Below are 17,905 nucleotides of genomic sequence, written 5' to 3' on the forward strand. Positions count from 1 at the left end.
CTCAGGTTTTCACTAAACTTTACCTGAAAATGCCCGCGCATACGGAAGTACTTTTTTGAAAAAATCACCTTTGGCTGACCGTTTGTCCAAGAAGAATCTTCTTCATACTCCCCGACTCCTGGATCATATGATCGTGACATGTAAAATACAAAACCTGATGCTTCGCTGATATTTTTTTTACGGCTTCCATTACGCGCTTTCTTCGTAGAGCATCGAAGTTCACAAATGCTTCATCAATGATAATCGGGAACCGTTCCGTTTGCTGATACTGTTCTGCAAGAGAAAAACGGAGTGACAAGTATAACAGCTCACATGTTCCCTGGCTTAAATCTCCAGGGCTGAAGCGGACACCATCCTCTCGTTCAACAATGAATTTCGCTTCTCCCAGAGGTGCAAAAAGCTTTGTATACCTATCCCCGGTCAGCTGTCTGAAGTAGCTTTCCGCTCCTTTAAGCACAGCAGGCTGCCTTTTTTCTTCATAGATCTGTTTTGTCTTATCAATAATATCTTTTGCCAGTGCATAGCGTGCCCATTCTTTGCTGAGGGATAAGAGCTTCTGACGAGTCATTTCATAATGCTGGAGACAATCTTCATAAGACTGTCCGTCTTCAAGCTCCTTCAACAAATGCCGGTACGTTGTAATATCTTCTACCAGCTGCCTTGCCCGTTCTTCGTTAAGCTTTTTTTCCTCCAGCACCTGCTCTATTTCTTCATCAATTGTTATTGAGATGTCATCGCACCGTTTCCAGTCACTCTCCAGCCTGTCTGCAGGAGAGATGGCTTTCATCTGTGCCAGTATGGTCCGTTCCTCCTCTTGTTTCTGTCTCTCCATCTTCCATTCGGCCTCTTTTTTCCTGAAGCTCTCCTCAGTTGAGACGCCTGCTTCCTCGTACAGCTTTGTGATTTCTTCGTCCTCTTTTTTAATCCTTCTTAGAATCGCTTCTGATCTTGCAGCCAGCGAGCTGTATTCCTTATCCAGGTCAGATAGCACAGCTGTGATTTTAGTTTGATTTCGAACCCATTGATCAAGTTCGTAGAGCATGGCACCAGGCTCGTCACTTTGAATAATACCAACAGGACGTGCTGTGCTGGATACTTCTTCTATAAAGCTGTTAATCTGCTTCGTCACAGACATCAGTTCGTTTTCAACGGACTCTTCTTCCATCATGAGTGACTTCCATTTAACTGTATCGGCGAACATCTCCTCATACTGCTCACCAGTATATCCCGGGTCAAAGCCTGAGGTTACAGCCCAGCGATGGAGCTCATCGAGTGCTTCATTACTTCTTTGCTGATAGTTTTCTTTCTCGTTTGTCAGTCCATTACATACCCGGTTAAGGTTCCGGAGTTCTCTCTCTATTTGATTTTTTTGATGCTGAGCCTGTTCGTGTAAGGTCAGTTTCATTTTCCAGTCAGAAACAGGCCAGTTGTTTACTTTATTTTCAACTTCTATCCATCCGGAAACTTCTTTTTGAACCTGATCCAGCTCCACCTCCAGCGTGCCCTCTGCTTTGTTTTTTGACCTCGTTACTCCAATAACGATGGATACGATTCCCAATAAACAAGTCAGTATTCCTGGAAACAGGCTTCCTGTCCAAATCGTCCAGATGCCGGACAGAAGAAGTAACCCACCAATAACGAAGAGAAGCATTGAGAGGTTATCATTATTTTGCTGCTTCGGTGAACCCTGCCCTCTCAGGACTTCAAGGCGGTGCTGGAGCATGGAAAGCTGAGGCTTAAAGGCCTCGTAATGTTGAACTGTTTTCAAGTTTCCCTCAATTTCCCTTTTATCCTGATCATTCAAAAGGTTTTTGTTTGATTCTGTTAATTCATACTCCAGGCGCCTCCTGTCTTCATCTAACCGGATTTTCTCCTTTTTAATACGTTCGAGTTCCTGATCTGATTCTGTAATTAAACAGTTCAGCCGGATCAGTTCTTCCTCTGACTGACGGGTAGTATCTCTGTGTAGAAAATTTCGTTCCTCTTCTATGCCCCAGTCAGCTTCAATTCTCTTCTTTTGTTTAATAAGAGGAGGAATTTTCTCCGAAAGCGTTTGCTTACTGCGCAGCTGTTCAGAATAACGCCCCTCCTGTTTGTTCAGCTGCCGGACCTTTCCTTCTATCTCTTTTACATTATATGAAGATTGGTTCTCCTGACAGTTTTTCCGCTGTTCATCCAGTCTGCTCTTTTTTTCATGGAGTTCTGTCAACTGGAGCTCAAGCTCTTTTTTCTCTTTCAGCGACCTCTCCAGACGGTTCATCCCGGATTCGGGAAACGTCATTTCCCCATTACCTTTTCGTTGTTCCCGGATGATTTTATAGTCAGCGTAAAGTGGAAGCAGCTTTTTCAGGCGATCAAGCTCTGCCTGTTTCGAGTCCAGCTTTTCTTTTATGCCTGCCGTTTCTTTTAGTTCTTTCTCCGCCAGTTCAACCTTTCCGGATATCTCTTCATAGCCGGCCAGCTTACTTCTCCATTCGTTGACTTCCTTTTCGATCTTCTGTAAGTCTTTCAGTGTCACATTGACTGGTGTTACTTTTCCTCTAGGTTTAAATAGAGACTGCATTTTCTCGTCTGCCTCTTTTTCACCTGAAAGAAGGGAAGGTCCTCCACTGATCGATGTATCGTAGAGAAAGCTGTTGATTTCCTCGGCATTCATTTTTTCAAGCCCCTGCAGACCCATGAGGTCAAATGAAAAGATTCCACGGTAAACCTGTTCTGTATACCCGTCCAGAATTTCCAGAAGGTCATCTTCTCCCCCGGTTTTTCCCGACGAATATTTAACAGTCACATCCCCTTTTTTTCTCCCTTTCCTAACCCGTTCAATCATAATATCGCCGTCTTCTTTTGTGCTGATCACAACAGATCCACCGTAAGTTGTGTGATGAAGCGGCTCATATGATTTGTGGTGGTCACTTTTCTTGGGGAAGCCAAAAAAGACAGCCTGGATAAATGACATTAATGTAGATTTGCCAGCTTCATTTTCTCCGTAAACGAGCTGAAAATGAGGGTCAAGAGTGAACGACTCATTCGTCCATTTTCCAAATCCGTAGACATTAATCTCTTTGATTATCACTTATGCTTCCTCCTTTAATAGACGGGAGACGAGCCATTGCTCCGTTTCACCTAGAAGCTCTGCCTTTTCTTTCTCCGACAGGCTGGTCAGATACTTGCGGATGGTTCTGTGCCGGTAGAGATCCCTGAGAACCCCGTCTTCAATACCGTCCAAAGAATACTCATCAATTACAGTCAGTACATCACCGAGTACATCCGACTGCTCCTTCGCCTTTTGACGGTCAATGTCGGGACTCGTTTTCAAACTGAAGGTTTGAACCCAGATAAAAGGGTCGAAGAGGGTTTCTTCATCGCCTCTTAGTTCTTCCAGAAAATCCTCCATTACCGCCGGATCGTTCAGCTCACTGTGCAACGGTCCGCAACCTGTAAAACTCAAATGTACAAGTCCGCACTTCCCTTCGCCCACTGCTTTATCCAACGCCTCTTCAGCAAGGGAGAGTAACGCTTCAATAGAATCCACCCCTGCAATGGAAAGGGTCACATTGTGCCAGTCCACTTCGGAGGTATCAAGAAAGGTGAGCTCTCCCCCCTGTTTTGACAACTCTACATAAAACGCCCCTTTAGGTCCCTCTTCATTCCGATGTCCCCCCTGAATATTCCCCGGGTAAACGACCAAAGGCTCCCGGCTCAAAATCTGACGCTTGTGAATGTGTCCGAGAGCCCAGTAGTCAAACGGTGAGTTTGTCAGTTCCTTTAATCTGAAAGGAGCGTAAGGATCGTGCTCAGGCTGTGAAAGTTCCTGGCCATGGAGTAAGGCAATATGAAACATTGCATCATCTCTTTTTTCCTTAATGTACTCTTCAATCCTGTTAGCTGTAACACTTCTATTCTCATAGCTGAACCCGTATAACCGGACCCCTTTATTGGTATGTAAAACACTGGTTGTCCTCGGCCCGAAAACAGTCACATTTTCCGGCAGGGCAACAGACTTCGTTCCTTCTGTGAGAGGATCATGATTTCCATGAATAATATAAAGAGAAATTCCTTCAGCTAAAAGCCGTTCAGCCTGCTTCTTCACAAACAGCTGTCCTTTCAGACTCCGGTGCTCAAGATCATATAAATCCCCACTGATTAAAACAAAATCCACTTCTCTCTCAATTGCCTGGCTGATCAGTTTTTCAAAGGAATAAAAGGCACTCTTTTTTAAACGGTTTACGATTTTCTCCGGTAGTTGAGAGGTTTCATAGGGCCGGTCCAAGTGCAGGTCCGCACAATGAATAAAACGGATCATATCCATTATCGAACACCCTTTCCCGATTTTTTCATCATTATATCATAAAAAGCGATCATCTGTTCGGGACATAAATACAAAAAGAGCACTTCAGAAAGGATAAACCCATCTCTTCTGAAATGCCCTTCTTGTTTATATTGTTTTGCTGCAATTAACTGTTATGAATCAACATATCCTTTAAACACTTTTTAATAGTATGGAAGCAGTGAAATTGCTGCTAAAGCTGCAAGCGGGAGAATTAATCGCTGAAATCTTCTCCGCGGACCGTAATAATACGGAGGGTAATAGGGAGTATAACCGTATCCTCCATAAAATCTGGCACCCTGTATCAGATGCTGGCTGTCTCCAATCTCTCCGACTGGAACAGCCATATACAAATAATCATCATCCACGTTTTCAACTATGCCATCATACTGCATCTGATCCTGTGTAGTAACCAAAACGTAGCGGTACAAGTGGTCTTTACATAAATGATGCATTTCCTGTTGATTCAATTCGGTCCCCTCCTTCAATGCCCATTCTATGCACAATCGGGCTAAAGGTGAGTCGGTCCTGGGTTATGATTCCTTCTTTGAAAGAGCAAGTGCCTGCTTGATATCTTTTAAGGATGAGACTTTGCCGTACATCAGTACTCCTCCTTTATAGATACGTGCACCGATAATAGCAAAAAGTACAATAGAGGCAACCATCACCGTAATCCCCAATGCAATCTCCCAGAATGGCAGTTGAAGCATCCCCACCCTGAGGAACATGACCATCGGTGTAAAAAACGGAATATAAGAAGTAACCGTAATAATCGCCGATTCAGGTGCATTCAGACCAAACATGGAGATCAGAAAAGCAACAACCACAATTAAGGTAAGTGGTGTAATGACAATATTAACCTCTTCTGTCCGGCTGACCAGAGAACCCAGGACAGCAGAAATCGTAGCGTAAAACAGGTAGCCCAGCAAAAAGAAAACGAGAGCGTAAAGCATTAACACAACAGGTACCCCGGAAAACATGTCTCCGATCATGCCATCTGATTCCATACTGCCTCTCATGGATAAATAACCGATGAGAATAATGAGCATGTACTGAACAATCCCTAAGAGACCTATCCCGAATATTTTTGCGAACATCTGTTTAACAGGTGATACACTGGAAACAAGGATTTCCATAACCCGTGACGATTTTTCCGTAGCCACTTCCATGGCAATCATATTCCCGTAAGCAAGTACAGAGAAATAGATCACGACTACAAGGGCATTTACGAGAAAGCGCGTCTGGGTAAGTTCCTCTTCAGACCTTGCTGTATCACTCGTTGCCTCAGTCTGGAAGGACACCGGAGCATATATTCCTTCAACAGTACTTTCATCAAGCCCCAAGCGAGCAGTAGCCACTTCAACTTTTACCTGCTGAAGAGCCTGCTCTATAATCTGGGGGGCACGCTCGTTTACGACCGTTTTTGCCCGGTAAACAGCGTGAGGCATTTCATCAGACCCTGTAGTTAAGGAAAGGAGCCCGTCAATTTCCCCATTCTCGAGCCTTTCCATCCCATCTTGCTCTGAACCGGTGAGAGGGGTGAGCATGACCTGATCTGAAAAAGGCTCAAGATGCTCTTGTAAAAGACTGGTGTATTCATCCTCTTCATCGTAAACACCAACGACTTCAGTCTCTCCTCCTCTGTCTTCAAAAGCTTCAAAAATCCGGTCTATGTTTGCAATCCCGGCTACAATAACTGCTGTAATGATCGTAGAGATAATAAAGGACTTTGATTTCAGCTTGGAAAAAAACGTATGAAACAAAATAATAAAAAACTTATTCATAGGAAGCACCGACCTTTTCAATGAAAATATCATTCAGTGAAGGTTCTTCAAGAACAAATTTGCGCACAGACCCTCGGCCGGAAAGGGCTTTGAACACATCATCTGCCACTTCTTCACGGGTAATCACAAGCCGTGCGCCCCCGGAATACAGAGTACAGGAAGTTACACCTTCGATATCCTGCAGGTAGGATAATTCAAATTCCGCTTCCACTGTTACTTTCTTTTTTCCATAAGAGCGTTTTACTTCTTTTAAAGGCCCGTTAACGACCGGCTCCCCTTTCTGCAGAATACAGAGGTATTCGCACAATTCCTCCACATGCTCCATGCGGTGTGAGGAAAAAACAATCGTTGTTCCTTCATTCTTCAAGTCAAGAACAGCCTTTTTTAGCTGTTCAACATTAACAGGATCAAGACCGCTGAATGGTTCATCTAAAATAAGCAACTCCGGCTGATGAATGACAGATGCGATAAACTGGATTTTCTGCTGATTCCCTTTAGACAGTTCATCAATCTTTTTGTCTATGTAATCAGGTATATTAAACCGGTCGAGCCATTTTTTCAGTTCTATTAGTACCTGACCTTTCTTCATCCCTCTCAGACGCCCCAGATAGACGAGCTGGTCGGATACTTTCATCTTCGGATAAAGCCCTCGCTCCTCTGGAAGGTAGCCTACCAGATGACTGGACTGATAGCCGATTTTATTTCCCTTCCAGCTGATTTTCCCATCAGTCTGGTCAATGAGTCCGAGAATCATCCTGAATGTCGTCGTTTTACCCGCTCCGTTTGCCCCCAGCATACCGAACATTTCTCCTTTTGGAATCGTCAGACTTATGTCATTAACTGCAGTAAACGCCCCGAATTTCTTTGTTACATTCCTAAGCTCGAGTGTCATAGTTGTGCTCCCTTCCATCATCTCTCCTTACTTTACCAGAATATGTGTTATTTTTCTCTACCTGTCAGGCTATTTGAAAGGTCATTGCTGATATATTAAAAGTGTGGGTTGGAGCAAATGCCGGAAAAACGAGTTCCGGGGGAGAGCCTGGAAGCGCAAAGTGCTGGGGATCAAGCTACCCGCGGAATATGTAATGAGGGGAATTCAATACCTGAGTGAAATATGACCACCTTCAAAAAAGTATGGCAGATGGTTTTCTTGCTTTTGTAAACCCTTACAGATAGAATAAAGTTAGTGATTGCTCGAAAATTCAGATAACCGCGGGGTGACCAGGAATGGGAAAATACTTTTTAACTGCCTACAGTAAAACAGGTGAACACCTGTTAAACGAAAACTTTGAAGCAAAAGACGATGCAGAAGCAAAGAAAATCGGAGAACAGAAGCTGACCGAGAAAAACCTCTCTGACAACACCAGCCGTCTTGTCCGTGACAGCGGCGGCCTCGTCCTGTTTCACGTGTAAAAAAATCGTTCTTACATTCATAAAAGGCTGCCTGGGGCTGAATTTCCCCCTGGCAGCCTTTTAATATCTGTCTTTTTTCATGTGACTGAAGCTTCTGCAACCGTTAAATGGTTACCTTTAACTGCTTACGGAAGACTTCCCTGACCATATAACCGACGCCATTCTGGTCATTGGAGCGTGTTACCCAGTCTGCTTCCTCCCGTAAGGGTGCCGGGGCCTGCCCCATGGCCACTCCGAGTCCTACCTGTGCGATCATATCCCTGTCATTATCAAAACTTCCAACTGCAACCATTTCATGAAGTCCGATGCCGAGCTTCTGTCCAATGATTTGAAGACCCCGGGCTTTCGAAACTGTCTCGTCGGTAATATCAATGCTTGATTCATCGGATGATGTGAGTCTGATCCCCGGCACTGCTTCTTCCAGTTCTTCGAGGGCATCCTCCCGTTCTATGTCGTTCCAGAAATGAGCCCTGATTTTAGGTACTGTAATCGGTTGATCAATAATGTGATGGCTGAGGGAGTCCACGAAGTTTACTCCATAAAAGAGCGGATCTCCCACCCCCATATTCATCCTTGCAACAAGATGGTTCTTCTGCTTAATTTTGTTTGCGAGAGCGTACTTTTCATGCATCAGCCTTATATGACAATGATAGTTTTCAAGGATATCGACTACCTGATACGTACGGTCTGAGTCCAGCCGTCTGACAAACATTGGCTCTTCAACGGATGAACCTATAAATGCACCATCATGAGTGATAAGCTCATGATCCTCAATTTTCAACGCTTTCGCTACTTTTCTTGCCGAAGGATACGTTCTCCCAGTGGCCAGTGTTACATAGACCCCTTTATTCCGAACGTATTCAATTGCTTCTTTCGTTTCCTTTGTAAGTTTATGATTCGTTTTTAACAGGGTTCCATCGATGTCCAGCGCCAATAAGCGATATGTCATGCTTGCCTCCCCCTTCGTCTTCCGGTCGTTGCTTCATTCTTATGAATAGGAAAAAGGCTTTAGAACAGGAAATGTCCTTCTTTTGAGACGGGGTAGGAGGTGAAGTGTATGTTGGTTTTAGGGTTGGGATGGCAGAGGGGATGACTCGTTTTCCTGTTCTTCATCATCTTTAACAGTTTGCTGATCGGGTGGGGGGGGTTATTCATCTACTTGAGACGATTCTTTACAAGGCATTTTCTATAACCTTCATAATATGGACATATGATTTTTTGGCGGTTTACCGACCCTTTTCCCACGGCCTGATTCAGGTTTCTCCTCAATGTGTCCGCCTCTCACGGACTGTCCTCCCACTGCACACATATCTACCTTTTTTCTTAATTTATCTACCATTTTTTGCTCCCTTCCTACCTCCACCAATACCGCACAAAAAAGGCGTCCTCATTAAGAGAACGCCTTGACCACGCTGATATTTATTACTGCTGCTCGCCTTCGCCTTCAGCACCGTAAAGCTCTTCAAGTGGCTCAGTGATGATTTTGTTGATGTCACCGATCACCTGGCTCATGCGCTGTTCTGCTTCCATGAGCTTCGAGATTGTTTCGTGCTGCTGAACAAGTTCAAATTGCTTTTGAGCATTTTGAATTTCTTCTTCAGAAATCTGCTCACCTTGCATTTGTTTTTGTTGAAGTTCGATTTGAACTTTACGGAAGTTATCAAGCATACGCTTTGCTACGTCGTCACTGTTTACAGTGTCGTGAAGCTCTTTAAGTGTGCTGAATTCTTCGCTTTCTTTTAGAACGCGTGCAAGTTCATGCGCTTTGTCGTAAGGGTTAGCCATAAATAAAAATCCTCCTAAGTGTATTGTGCGCCAATGACGATTTGAACAGACGCACTAATGCTTCTTTATGACTATAACATACATGGTTGGGTGACTTCATCCGCTAAGGCTAAACTTTCTCCTTTTCCACTCTGCTATAGGATCATAACTGCAATCAGGCCTTGGACAAGACCTACGCTGGCCCCAATCAGGGCACCGAGTAGTGTAATCATCTTCAGCTCATTTTTCGCTATGGACAAAATCACTTTTTCCAGTTTTGGGAGCGGAAAACCGTTTACCTGATCTTTGACGATCTCATCAAGTTTCAGGTTCATAAGCATACGCTGAAGGTTTCGTTCAATGATTGCCGTTAATGTTTCAAGAACAGCCGGCATGAGTGTATCTACAAGCTGAGTCTCATAACGGTAGGCCCATTCAGACATGGGACGGTCCCATTCACCGAGCACCGGTACTTTTCGGGCAATCTCTACAGCCATTTTTTCTGCACGGCCCTCCCAGTCTGCAGCAGGGAACAACTGATCCAGACTTTTCTCCTTAATCTCAGCAAATTCCTTTCTCAACTGGTTTTCAATGAACTCTTTGGATTTATAGTCATCCAGGAGCCTTAACAATTCATATTGGATACGGCCGGTGATCGGAATATTTGTTACGACTCTTCCGACCATTCCCCCGAAACTGCCTTTCGTTGAGAAGTAACGGGAGACCATTTCCCCTATTTTTTGTTTTCCTTCTGCTGAACGCACATAGACCTTGGCTTTATCGAGCAGCATATCTGCTGTTTCAGGAATAAGAGTGTCACTTTTTTCAAGAAGACTCTCCGGCAGCCAGTCACCAAGTGGTTCACTTCTGTATTCATCGGCTGTTTTTACAAGCGTATTGGCAACCGAGCGGGTGAAACGCCCTTTGGTTTTTTCAGATGACCAGTCTCCACCAGATTCATTACGCCACCATTCCTCCAGGGTGGAGTCGCTTGATGAAAGGTCGTGTACTTTCTTTTTAAACCAGGTGCGGATTTCCTGTAGAAGATGCTGATCGAAGAGCTTGCTTTTTACACCTTCTACCGTAATCAGATGACTGACTACCAGATTACCCAGCTGTTCTGCAAGTTCATTTCTTCGTTTCGGGATCAGGCCGGGAGTGAACGGAAGCTGCCACTCTCCTATTTTTACCGGGTGAAAAGGTCTGAACAGCATTCTGATTGCGATCAGGTTGGTCAGTCCCCCAATGAGAGCCCCGATAAACATCATAAGTATTACAAGTGTGAATGTTTGCATTTGCATCACCTTCGTCTGTATTTGCACCAATAAATTCCGGATTTCATAGTATAGGGTATCTGCCCGCCCAATAAGACCAGTGTACCATCTTCAATGAAGCCTTGTGCCGGCAATCCTCTGAAGCGCGGGGGATCTGGTATAGCCCTTTAATGGACGGCACTCAGGCTTCATTACATTTTCATAAAAAGCCTGAAACAAAACAGGTCGGACTATCAGAGGAATCGTTTGATTCTTTTTATCATATAGAGTAACAAATGAGGGATGTCCATGTCATTCATGGCTGATCAGACACTGATCCGGTTGCGTTTTATAAATGAATTAACAAATACCATTACGGTCCCGGACCGGTTCGCCCGGGAATATGGCCTTATACCTGGAGATGACGTAACTGTCCGGTTTGGATCGTGGCAAAAAAAAGCTGACATCAAAACAGATTCAGAGAGCGCACCTGATACTATCGGGGTGTCTTTCTCTCTATTCCCTTTTAAGGGGTTATTAAAAGCCGATACCCCATATTATTTGAAGTTTCCAAAGCGTGATACGTGGCAGATCGGTCCTCTCTTTGCCATGCTGGTCAACGAAGGAACAGAGGATTTAAGTGCCCCATTCGGAGCGATCAGTACTTTTGCAAGAGAACTGGCTGAATACGCTTCTTCTGTCTGTGCTGCATTTGTCGTTATTCCATTAAAGCAGCGTCTGGAAGACTCAGACCTTCAAGGCTTTTATTTAAAAGGTGAAACGTGGACTTTTGGAGAAATTCCGTATCCGGATGTTATTTACAACCGCATATCAACACCGAAAAAAGAGAGCTCAAAAAAAGGAAAGCTTATTCTCGGGAAAGCGCGGGAAAAAAACATCCCCTTCTTTAATGACCGGTTTATTCATAAATGGGAGATGCACCAGATTTTATCTGACCAGGAGACTTTACGTCCCTACCTCCCCGATACTGTACTTGCAAATGACCGTGAAGGTTTTTTTCAGTTTACAAAACGGTACAGTCAGCTTTATTTAAAACCTGTTTGGGGCCGTGAGGGGAACGGCATTTTGCGAATAACGTGCCACGACCATTCCATAGAGGCAGAGTACCCTTCCGATACAGCTGAAAAAAGCGTCCACTTCCGTTCTTTTGACCATTTTTATTCAACGTTGCTGCCCCGTTTTAAAGAAAAAGGATATCTTGTTCAGGAAGCCATTCCTCTTCTGACCATAAACGACTGCCTTATTGATATCCGGGTTCTTACTGTAAAAAGCGAGAGTGGCTGCTGGGGGGTGGCGTCAAAGATCGCCCGGTGCGGTGTCAAAGACCGGATTGTTTCAAATGTAGCCAAAGGCGGCGAACAGAAAAAAGTGATTGAAACACTCGAAGGCTTGTTTCCGGAACTTCATACGTTTCATCTCATACGTTTTTTAAACGAGCTGGCGGTTGAAACAGCCTTCACTATTGAAGAGGCACTCGGAGAAACAGGGTGTTACGGTGAATTCGGAGTCGATATCGGTATCGATTGTAACGGCCACCCCTGGATTCTTGAAGTGAATTCGAAACCGTCAAAATCCTATGATAGCCCGGACCAGGATAAAGTCCGTCCTTCGGTGAAAAGACTTCTATCTTATTGTCATTACCTCAGTCCATTTGATTAAAAAAGAGAAGGTGATTGCTTTGTCATTAGTAACATTCGGCATATTGCAGCTTGAGTATGACCAGGAAAAAGAATATGTTACCCAGATTGCCCTTGAAGCTTCTTTAAAGAATGTGACCTTGCATTTGTTTACTCCCTTTGACTGGGATGAAGAATCCAATGTTGTTAACGGGATGAAATTTGACAAAAAGAGCCTCAGCTTTATGCCTTCAACCTTTCTGCTCCCAAAAGTAATCTATGATCGCTGTTTTTACGGGAGAAGTGAACTTGCCAGAAAAGCCGCTCCACTTGTCCGTGAAATCAAAGATAAGTCCTGTTTCCTCGGGTACGGTCTTCCTGACAAATGGAAAGTGAATGAAATACTGAAGCTGGACAGCTCATTATGTTCACTGCTTCCCGAAACGAAACTTCTTCGGCCATCGACTCTCATCAGCATGTTAAAAGAACATAGGGACGTTATTTTAAAGCCTGTTGCAGGCTCCGGAGGGAAGGGCATTCATCTCATTACAAGGAAAAAAGGAATGTTCGTCTGGACGAATGCTGCTACATCAAAGAAGGTTGTTCATGAAGTCACACCTGTCCGGCTGTATGAAGAATTAAAGCGGAGGACCGGCGGCCTTCCTTATTTGATACAGCCCTTCCTTTCCCTGACTGATAAAAATAACAGCCCCTTTGACCTTCGGATTGTTCTACGGAAAAACGCCAAAGGGAAGTGGACAGAACTGGGACGGGGAATCAGAACCGGCGCCCCAGGCACGTTCGTTTCAAACCTTGCATCGGGTGGTTCGATCACTCCTTACGAGGGTTGCATCGTGACTGAAAAGCAAAAAGAAGTATTGGAAATGGTGATTTCTAAAATAGGTTTCCACCTGGAAGAGTCGCACCCAAGGTTATTCGAGCTTGGAATTGATATCGGACTGGATAAAGAAGGAAATGTTTGGATATTGGAAGTGAATTCCAAACCCGGATTTCAGACTGTTTTATTTACGAGCGATCAAAATGGAAGAAGGGCTGTTTACCAAGGTCCGGTTGAAAGTTATCTGAGAATCAAAAAGCAAGTTCTTAATCAGAAGAAAAAACGTAATAAAGGGGCTGCCGTGACAAATGACTAACATCATTTCCGAGTGGATCATATCACCGCACCAGACGGAAACTGTGTACGTTCCTCATTCATTTCTTAAGCAAACCTCTTTTTACGACGGGGCTTTTGTAACGTTTTTGTTCGGAACAAAAGAACGCCATGTAAAGATCAGGGAAAGTGCAGCAGAAGACTGGGTTATCAGTCAGGATTTAAAGGATGAGCTTTACCTTCCCCATACAGGCCCTTACGGTGTTCACTTCGATGAACACACGATTGCAATCGGACCTCATATTGGCATTTATACAGCAGGATTTACCCAGTCCCTGCTCCGCCCTGTCGGGGAACGCTCCTTTTTATTTGCAAAATACATCACCGCCGCCAAGAAACTCGGTGTGAGCTGCTTTTTGTTTGGAGCATCACACATTAAATGGGAGGAGGGGCTTGTAGAAGGGTTTTTCTGGAATGAAAAAGGATGGGAGAAAATCATCACACCTCTTCCAAACGTGGTTTATGACCGGATTCCAAATCGGAAAACAGAGTCACACCCCGGTTATGCCCAGGTGCGGGAGCGGCTGCAGAATGAATATGCTATTCCCTGGTTTAATCCGGGCTTCTTTGACAAATGGCTGATTCATAAGGCACTTACCGATTCCAGAGTAGATCATTACCTTCCTGAGAGCACATTATCACCTGATGTTCAGACCCTGCTCGAATATTTAAAAGAACACAAACAAATTTATATAAAGCCGGCAAACGGAAGCCTCGGTATAGGCATCCATCAAATTATCTATGTACCGGAAGAGAACATGTTTTACTGCCGGTTCAGAGACCGGGAAAGAAACCGGCTGAGAAGATACAGCTCTCTCCAGCGTCTCGTGAAAAAGCAGTTTCCCGCCGGCCTCTCCCAGATGGTCGTTCAAAAAGGAATCGATTTGCTCAGTTATCAGCAAAAACCGATTGACTTTAGAATTCATACGAACAAGAATGCCCAGGGAATCTGGCAGGTAAGTGCATTCGCTGCAAAGGTAGCTGGAATCGGAAGCGTGACCACCCATGTGAACAGCGGCGGCCAGATCAAATCGTTAAGTGAGTTAAAAGAAGACTTTGTCTTGTCAGAAAAGGTGTATCTTGACCTTAAGAAAGCAGCCATTGTTTTAAGTGAGTCAATCGATGAGCGGATTGAAGGGTGTATCGGTGAAATCGGCTTTGACTTCGGTGTAGACAAAAACGAGAAAATCTGGATGTTTGAAGCCAACTCTAAACCGGGACGGTCCATCTTCAGTCACCCCCGACTGAAAAAAGAAGAAGCACTCACAAGGCATCTCCCCTTTCAGTACGGGATTTACCTGTTCGATCAATTGATGCGCAGCTCACCGGTATATATCAGATGATGATCTTTTTTGATACCGAGAGAAAAAAATGGTCAGGGGATCCCCTCTTAAAAGGATTACACTTTGGCGACATGCCTCTGTCCTCTGTGGGCAGTCTGGGGAACTTGGTGTCCTTTTCTGTGAAGGTGAGTTCTGATGGTGTCAAAGCCGGTCCTCTCGTTGCCGTACTCACTCAATCACATCGAGTAAAGCCTTTCACAGGAGATGAAAGGCTTTATTTTTCCATTCACGCATCTCTTCAAAAAGCCGGCGGGGTCCTTGCTATTGTGCCGATGTCCTGTATTGGAAACGATTTCCAGATGACAGGGTTTATTTTCGATCCCCATAACCGGCAATGGGTTCAAGCACCGGTAGGTAAACCCGATGTCATTTATAACCGAATCCCCTACCGGAAACAAGAAAAGCTGGAATCCTTTTTACGTGTAAAAGAAGCAGCAGCCAGGGACAATATTCCATTCCTCAATCCGGGATTTCTCTCTAAAAAAAGAATCTGGCGTCTTCTTTCAGCAGATAAAGAGCTTGCTCATTCACTTCCCGATACCGAAGAACTCTCGTCGTTTAAACAATTGATCAACTGGGTTAACCGCCACCCGCAATCTTTGATTAAAGACAGCAGCGGGTCTAAAGGAGAAGGAATATACCGTTTAGCGGCTGAAAACGAACATTCATATCTTTTATCTGCACAGACAAAAATCACGCCTCCCCTCTCTATCGAGTCTGTCTGGAAATTACTCCGGCCATTATTAATAAAACGGACCCTTCTTCTTCAGGAGCAAATTGATCTGACACACTGGAATGGCCGCCCTTATGATTTCAGGGTTCTACTCCATAAAATAAAGAACATCTGGGAGTGTTCAGGTGCAGGAATCCGGGCAGCAGGGGACAACCGTTATACGACCCATTCTTTGTACGGGGGCAGTCTTCTCGATCCCGTTGAAATGGAGATTGACACGCAGCCTGTTCAAAACCTTGCAAAACAGACCGCTTCTCTCCTCCCCGATTCCTTTTTTGAGGTTTCGATGGATATTGGGTGCAGCACAGCGGGGCAGCTTTACGTTTTTGATATTAACAGCAAGCCGATGGTTTTTGACGAGCCCTCTATTCAGAAGGCAGGTGCAGAAAATCTGGTCCGAATTTTCCACGAGCTGTCCCGTTTTTCCCAACCACTGTGATGACTGTGCAACTGTATGTTAAAATGGGAAAGAAAACTCAGAATTTTGACCTTAAAAGCTTTGTTAAACTCAGATGTTGATTTACGCTCACTGCACTCCCTTTCCGCGGAAGTGCTTCCTTGCATATGAAGTATCCCTGCTTCTTCCCCTGCCAGTTATGCTTCGGCGCATACACTGCAAAGCTTTACCAGGAGAGGAAAAAGCAGGTTCGACAGGCTTGCCGGCACCGCCACGGAAAGCGAAGGGCACGTAAGCTTCAACCGTATTTGCAATGTTTCTTTGAGTGACTAAAATAGCAACAATCCTTACGAAAACAGCTTTAATAAATCAACAATGATCTTTAACACAGCCAATATGAAAAGGACGGGAATCTCATGCTTTCTCATTTTCACTACCGTGAAATCAAAAACAATATGATTAACCAGGAATGGGATTTTGATTTTTACTACAAACAAAATAAATACAAAGGCAAGTATTTTAAAGATGGCAGTATTACCTGGTATCATCAGGGAGCCGGGGACATGGAGGAAAAGGAACAGAAATTCCTTGAAGACTGTGTTCACGACCTGATGCTTTACCATGTATATGAAGAGCATTAATGACTGCATGTTTCTCTTCATTTACCCTCATACTACGGGTTAAGCCACTAAAAAAGTAAAAACCAACTTTTTCAGTGCCTTTTATTTAAGTTGCAATGGCTCCATTCGGTTGCTCTGTTACGAGAAACCCAATCATAACAGGCTTTTAAAACATGCAACCGTTCCGCTCATTGCTTAAAAGGCACTGTAAAAAGTTAAAGACCGAACTTTTTCAGTGCCTTCACAGGTAAAAAGGAGGGACATATATGGAACGAAAAGATCTTGAAAATCAAGGACGGGCTGAAGCCTATCTGGACGTGGACCGCATGACCAGCGAAGGCTTGGCCGGCGGGAGAGATCATTTGGCATACGGAAAAAGGCAAATTGATGAATCTCTCGATCTTCATGACGAAGAGCGGCCGCACGAAGCAGGTAAGCCGGAAAAAAGATAAGGTCCGACACCAAAGTAGAGGTTTTTCAATTCAGGTTTCACAACCCTTATTGAAAAACCTTCTTTATATAGCGGCCCCGGCATCCCCCCGGAAAGGAATCTGTTATGTTTGAAAAACTCCGAGAAAAATACGCCCATGCTCTCACTTCTCCAGGAAATACAGAGGAATCCCTGTTTATTATCCAAAATGACCAAGGAGAAAAACTTTACTTTAACAATACCCGGCTTACCAAAGAGGAAAAGTCATTACTGAGTACCCTTTTTGATCAGGTTGAACCGGAATTAAATCAGCCCGTCTCAGCATCTGACAGGATGTGGACACAGCTGTTATTACATAATCAATTACCAGATAAAGATATCTTTACCCCCGTGCGTTTTATCCATTTTCACGTTAAAGGCTCATTGACGGATATCGAAGGATTTACTGAAGCTGTAAACAGTCTGTTTTCTTCGATCGAAACCCTCCTTTGGCCAAATCCGGGAGAAGGTGTGGTGATCCAGCGCCTGGACGAAGAATTTGATGACGAACAGCTTGATGACAGCGCAGTATCAGCATTAACAAGTGATTTTTATGTCCAGCTTTCATTTTTAGTCGGTTCTCCACACACATCTGCGGCCTCTGTAAGAGATCGGTTTAAACTGGAAATGGAAATGTTTAAGGCAGCCAGAAACTACTCTCCTTCTCAGACGATCTTTCATGAGCAGGAGGCACTTTCACACTGGCTTCTGAGCCACCTTGAGCACGATGTGGTCTCGACGTTTCGGGAGCTTTTAAAGCCTGTTCAAAATGACCGTGAATTACAGCAATCGGTAAAAACATATCTGGAATGCAACCTGAATACATCAATGGCCGCAAAAAAAATGTTTGTTCACCGGAATACGCTGCAATACAGAGTTGAAAAATTCATAGAAAAAACCTCATTGGATATTAAGCAGTTTCCTAATGCTGTTGCTGTGTATCTAATGCTTCTTGTCCAGAACTCCAAAAAGGCTAAACATGACCAGTGATGCA

At 44.2% G+C, this 17,905-nt stretch carries 16 protein-coding genes; 8 read left to right on the top strand and 8 right to left on the bottom strand.

Annotated elements, in window-relative coordinates; all coding sequences use genetic code 11:
* Positions 1-64: 64 nt before the first annotated feature.
* The 5 genes from JSY36_RS16625 to JSY36_RS16645 form a co-directional block, all read right to left on the bottom strand.
* Positions 65-3,073, bottom strand: coding sequence for an AAA family ATPase (locus JSY36_RS16625; protein WP_205167204.1), 3,009 nt, complete (start codon positions 3,071-3,073; stop codon positions 65-67).
* A complete protein-coding gene (locus tag JSY36_RS16630) occupies positions 3,074-4,309 on the bottom strand; it encodes a metallophosphoesterase family protein (RefSeq protein ID WP_205167205.1) in 1,236 nt (411 codons plus the stop codon).
* Between the two features lie 182 nt (positions 4,310-4,491).
* On the bottom strand, positions 4,492-4,797 hold the full coding sequence (locus tag JSY36_RS16635; protein ID WP_336511509.1) for a hypothetical protein: 306 nt from the start codon (positions 4,795-4,797) through the stop codon (positions 4,492-4,494).
* Between the two features lie 63 nt (positions 4,798-4,860).
* A complete protein-coding gene (locus JSY36_RS16640) occupies positions 4,861-6,111 on the bottom strand; it encodes an ABC transporter permease (protein ID WP_205167206.1) in 1,251 nt (416 codons plus the stop codon).
* Positions 6,104-7,003: an ABC transporter ATP-binding protein gene (locus JSY36_RS16645; protein WP_122898436.1), complete on the bottom strand. Its 900-nt coding sequence runs from the start codon at positions 7,001-7,003 to the stop codon at positions 6,104-6,106. The genes JSY36_RS16640 and JSY36_RS16645 overlap by 8 nt, the downstream gene beginning before the upstream one ends.
* Positions 7,004-7,338: 335 nt before the next feature.
* Between JSY36_RS16645 and JSY36_RS16650 the strand changes: the two genes are divergently transcribed.
* Positions 7,339-7,524, top strand: coding sequence for a YhzD family protein (locus JSY36_RS16650; RefSeq protein WP_122896217.1), 186 nt, complete (start codon positions 7,339-7,341; stop codon positions 7,522-7,524).
* A 103-nt stretch (positions 7,525-7,627) separates the two neighbouring features.
* Here JSY36_RS16650 and JSY36_RS16655 read toward each other — a convergent pair whose 3' ends face one another.
* The 3 genes from JSY36_RS16655 to JSY36_RS16665 form a co-directional block, all read right to left on the bottom strand.
* On the bottom strand, positions 7,628-8,473 hold the full coding sequence (locus tag JSY36_RS16655) for a Cof-type HAD-IIB family hydrolase (RefSeq protein WP_205167207.1): 846 nt from the start codon (positions 8,471-8,473) through the stop codon (positions 7,628-7,630).
* Between the two features lie 473 nt (positions 8,474-8,946).
* Positions 8,947-9,309 carry a YlbF/YmcA family competence regulator gene (locus tag JSY36_RS16660; RefSeq protein WP_122896215.1) on the bottom strand — a complete coding sequence of 121 codons (363 nt, stop codon included), beginning with the start codon at positions 9,307-9,309 and terminating at the stop codon, positions 8,947-8,949.
* Between the two features lie 134 nt (positions 9,310-9,443).
* A complete protein-coding gene (locus tag JSY36_RS16665; protein ID WP_205167208.1) occupies positions 9,444-10,583 on the bottom strand; it encodes a DUF445 domain-containing protein in 1,140 nt (379 codons plus the stop codon).
* A 267-nt stretch (positions 10,584-10,850) separates the two neighbouring features.
* On the opposite strand from JSY36_RS16665, the gene JSY36_RS16670 reads away from it, so the two are divergent.
* The 7 genes from JSY36_RS16670 (at position 10,851) to JSY36_RS16700 (ending at position 17,901) form a co-directional block, all read left to right on the top strand.
* On the top strand, positions 10,851-12,221 hold the full coding sequence (locus JSY36_RS16670) for a YheC/YheD family endospore coat-associated protein (RefSeq protein ID WP_205167209.1): 1,371 nt from the start codon (positions 10,851-10,853) through the stop codon (positions 12,219-12,221).
* A 19-nt stretch (positions 12,222-12,240) separates the two neighbouring features.
* Positions 12,241-13,332: a YheC/YheD family endospore coat-associated protein gene (locus JSY36_RS16675; protein ID WP_205167210.1), complete on the top strand. Its 1,092-nt coding sequence runs from the start codon at positions 12,241-12,243 to the stop codon at positions 13,330-13,332.
* Complete coding sequence (locus tag JSY36_RS16680) at positions 13,325-14,692, top strand: YheC/YheD family endospore coat-associated protein (RefSeq protein WP_205167211.1); 1,368 nt, start codon at positions 13,325-13,327, stop codon at positions 14,690-14,692. The genes JSY36_RS16675 and JSY36_RS16680 overlap by 8 nt, the downstream gene beginning before the upstream one ends.
* A gap of 119 nt (positions 14,693-14,811) precedes the next feature.
* Positions 14,812-15,864, top strand: a complete 1,053-nt coding sequence (locus JSY36_RS16685) for a YheC/YheD family protein (protein ID WP_205167212.1) — start codon at positions 14,812-14,814, stop codon at positions 15,862-15,864.
* A 374-nt stretch (positions 15,865-16,238) separates the two neighbouring features.
* Positions 16,239-16,463, top strand: coding sequence for a DUF5342 family protein (locus JSY36_RS16690; protein WP_122896209.1), 225 nt, complete (start codon positions 16,239-16,241; stop codon positions 16,461-16,463).
* Between the two features lie 245 nt (positions 16,464-16,708).
* Positions 16,709-16,894: a hypothetical protein gene (locus JSY36_RS16695; protein ID WP_205167213.1), complete on the top strand. Its 186-nt coding sequence runs from the start codon at positions 16,709-16,711 to the stop codon at positions 16,892-16,894.
* 104 nt (positions 16,895-16,998) lie between these two features.
* The gene (locus tag JSY36_RS16700; RefSeq protein WP_205167214.1) at positions 16,999-17,901 is read left to right on the top strand and encodes a PucR family transcriptional regulator; all 903 of its coding nucleotides are present in this window, start codon (positions 16,999-17,001) and stop codon (positions 17,899-17,901) included.
* The last annotated feature ends 4 nt before the right edge of the window (positions 17,902-17,905 follow it).

Source organism: Alteribacter salitolerans (assembly GCF_016901055.1).
Lineage (GTDB): Bacteria > Bacillota > Bacilli > Bacillales > Salisediminibacteriaceae > Alteribacter > Alteribacter keqinensis.

Excerpts from the sequence above, each read along its gene's own strand:
- JSY36_RS16630 (WP_205167205.1), bottom strand. The coding sequence starts at position 4,309 with ATGGATATGATCCGTTTTATTCATTGTGCGGACCTGCACTTGGACCGG.
- JSY36_RS16640 (WP_205167206.1), bottom strand. The coding sequence starts at position 6,111 with ATGAATAAGTTTTTTATTATTTTGTTTCATACGTTTTTTTCCAAGCTG.
- JSY36_RS16645 (WP_122898436.1), bottom strand. The coding sequence starts at position 7,003 with ATGACACTCGAGCTTAGGAATGTAACAAAGAAATTCGGGGCGTTTACT.
- JSY36_RS16650 (WP_122896217.1), top strand. The coding sequence starts at position 7,339 with ATGGGAAAATACTTTTTAACTGCCTACAGTAAAACAGGTGAACACCTG.
- JSY36_RS16655 (WP_205167207.1), bottom strand. The coding sequence starts at position 8,473 with ATGACATATCGCTTATTGGCGCTGGACATCGATGGAACCCTGTTAAAA.
- JSY36_RS16660 (WP_122896215.1), bottom strand. The coding sequence starts at position 9,309 with ATGGCTAACCCTTACGACAAAGCGCATGAACTTGCACGCGTTCTAAAA.
- JSY36_RS16665 (WP_205167208.1), bottom strand. The coding sequence starts at position 10,583 with ATGCAAACATTCACACTTGTAATACTTATGATGTTTATCGGGGCTCTC.
- JSY36_RS16670 (WP_205167209.1), top strand. The coding sequence starts at position 10,851 with ATGTCATTCATGGCTGATCAGACACTGATCCGGTTGCGTTTTATAAAT.
- JSY36_RS16680 (WP_205167211.1), top strand. The coding sequence starts at position 13,325 with ATGACTAACATCATTTCCGAGTGGATCATATCACCGCACCAGACGGAA.
- JSY36_RS16690 (WP_122896209.1), top strand. The coding sequence starts at position 16,239 with ATGCTTTCTCATTTTCACTACCGTGAAATCAAAAACAATATGATTAAC.
- JSY36_RS16695 (WP_205167213.1), top strand. The coding sequence starts at position 16,709 with ATGGAACGAAAAGATCTTGAAAATCAAGGACGGGCTGAAGCCTATCTG.
- JSY36_RS16700 (WP_205167214.1), top strand. The coding sequence starts at position 16,999 with ATGTTTGAAAAACTCCGAGAAAAATACGCCCATGCTCTCACTTCTCCA.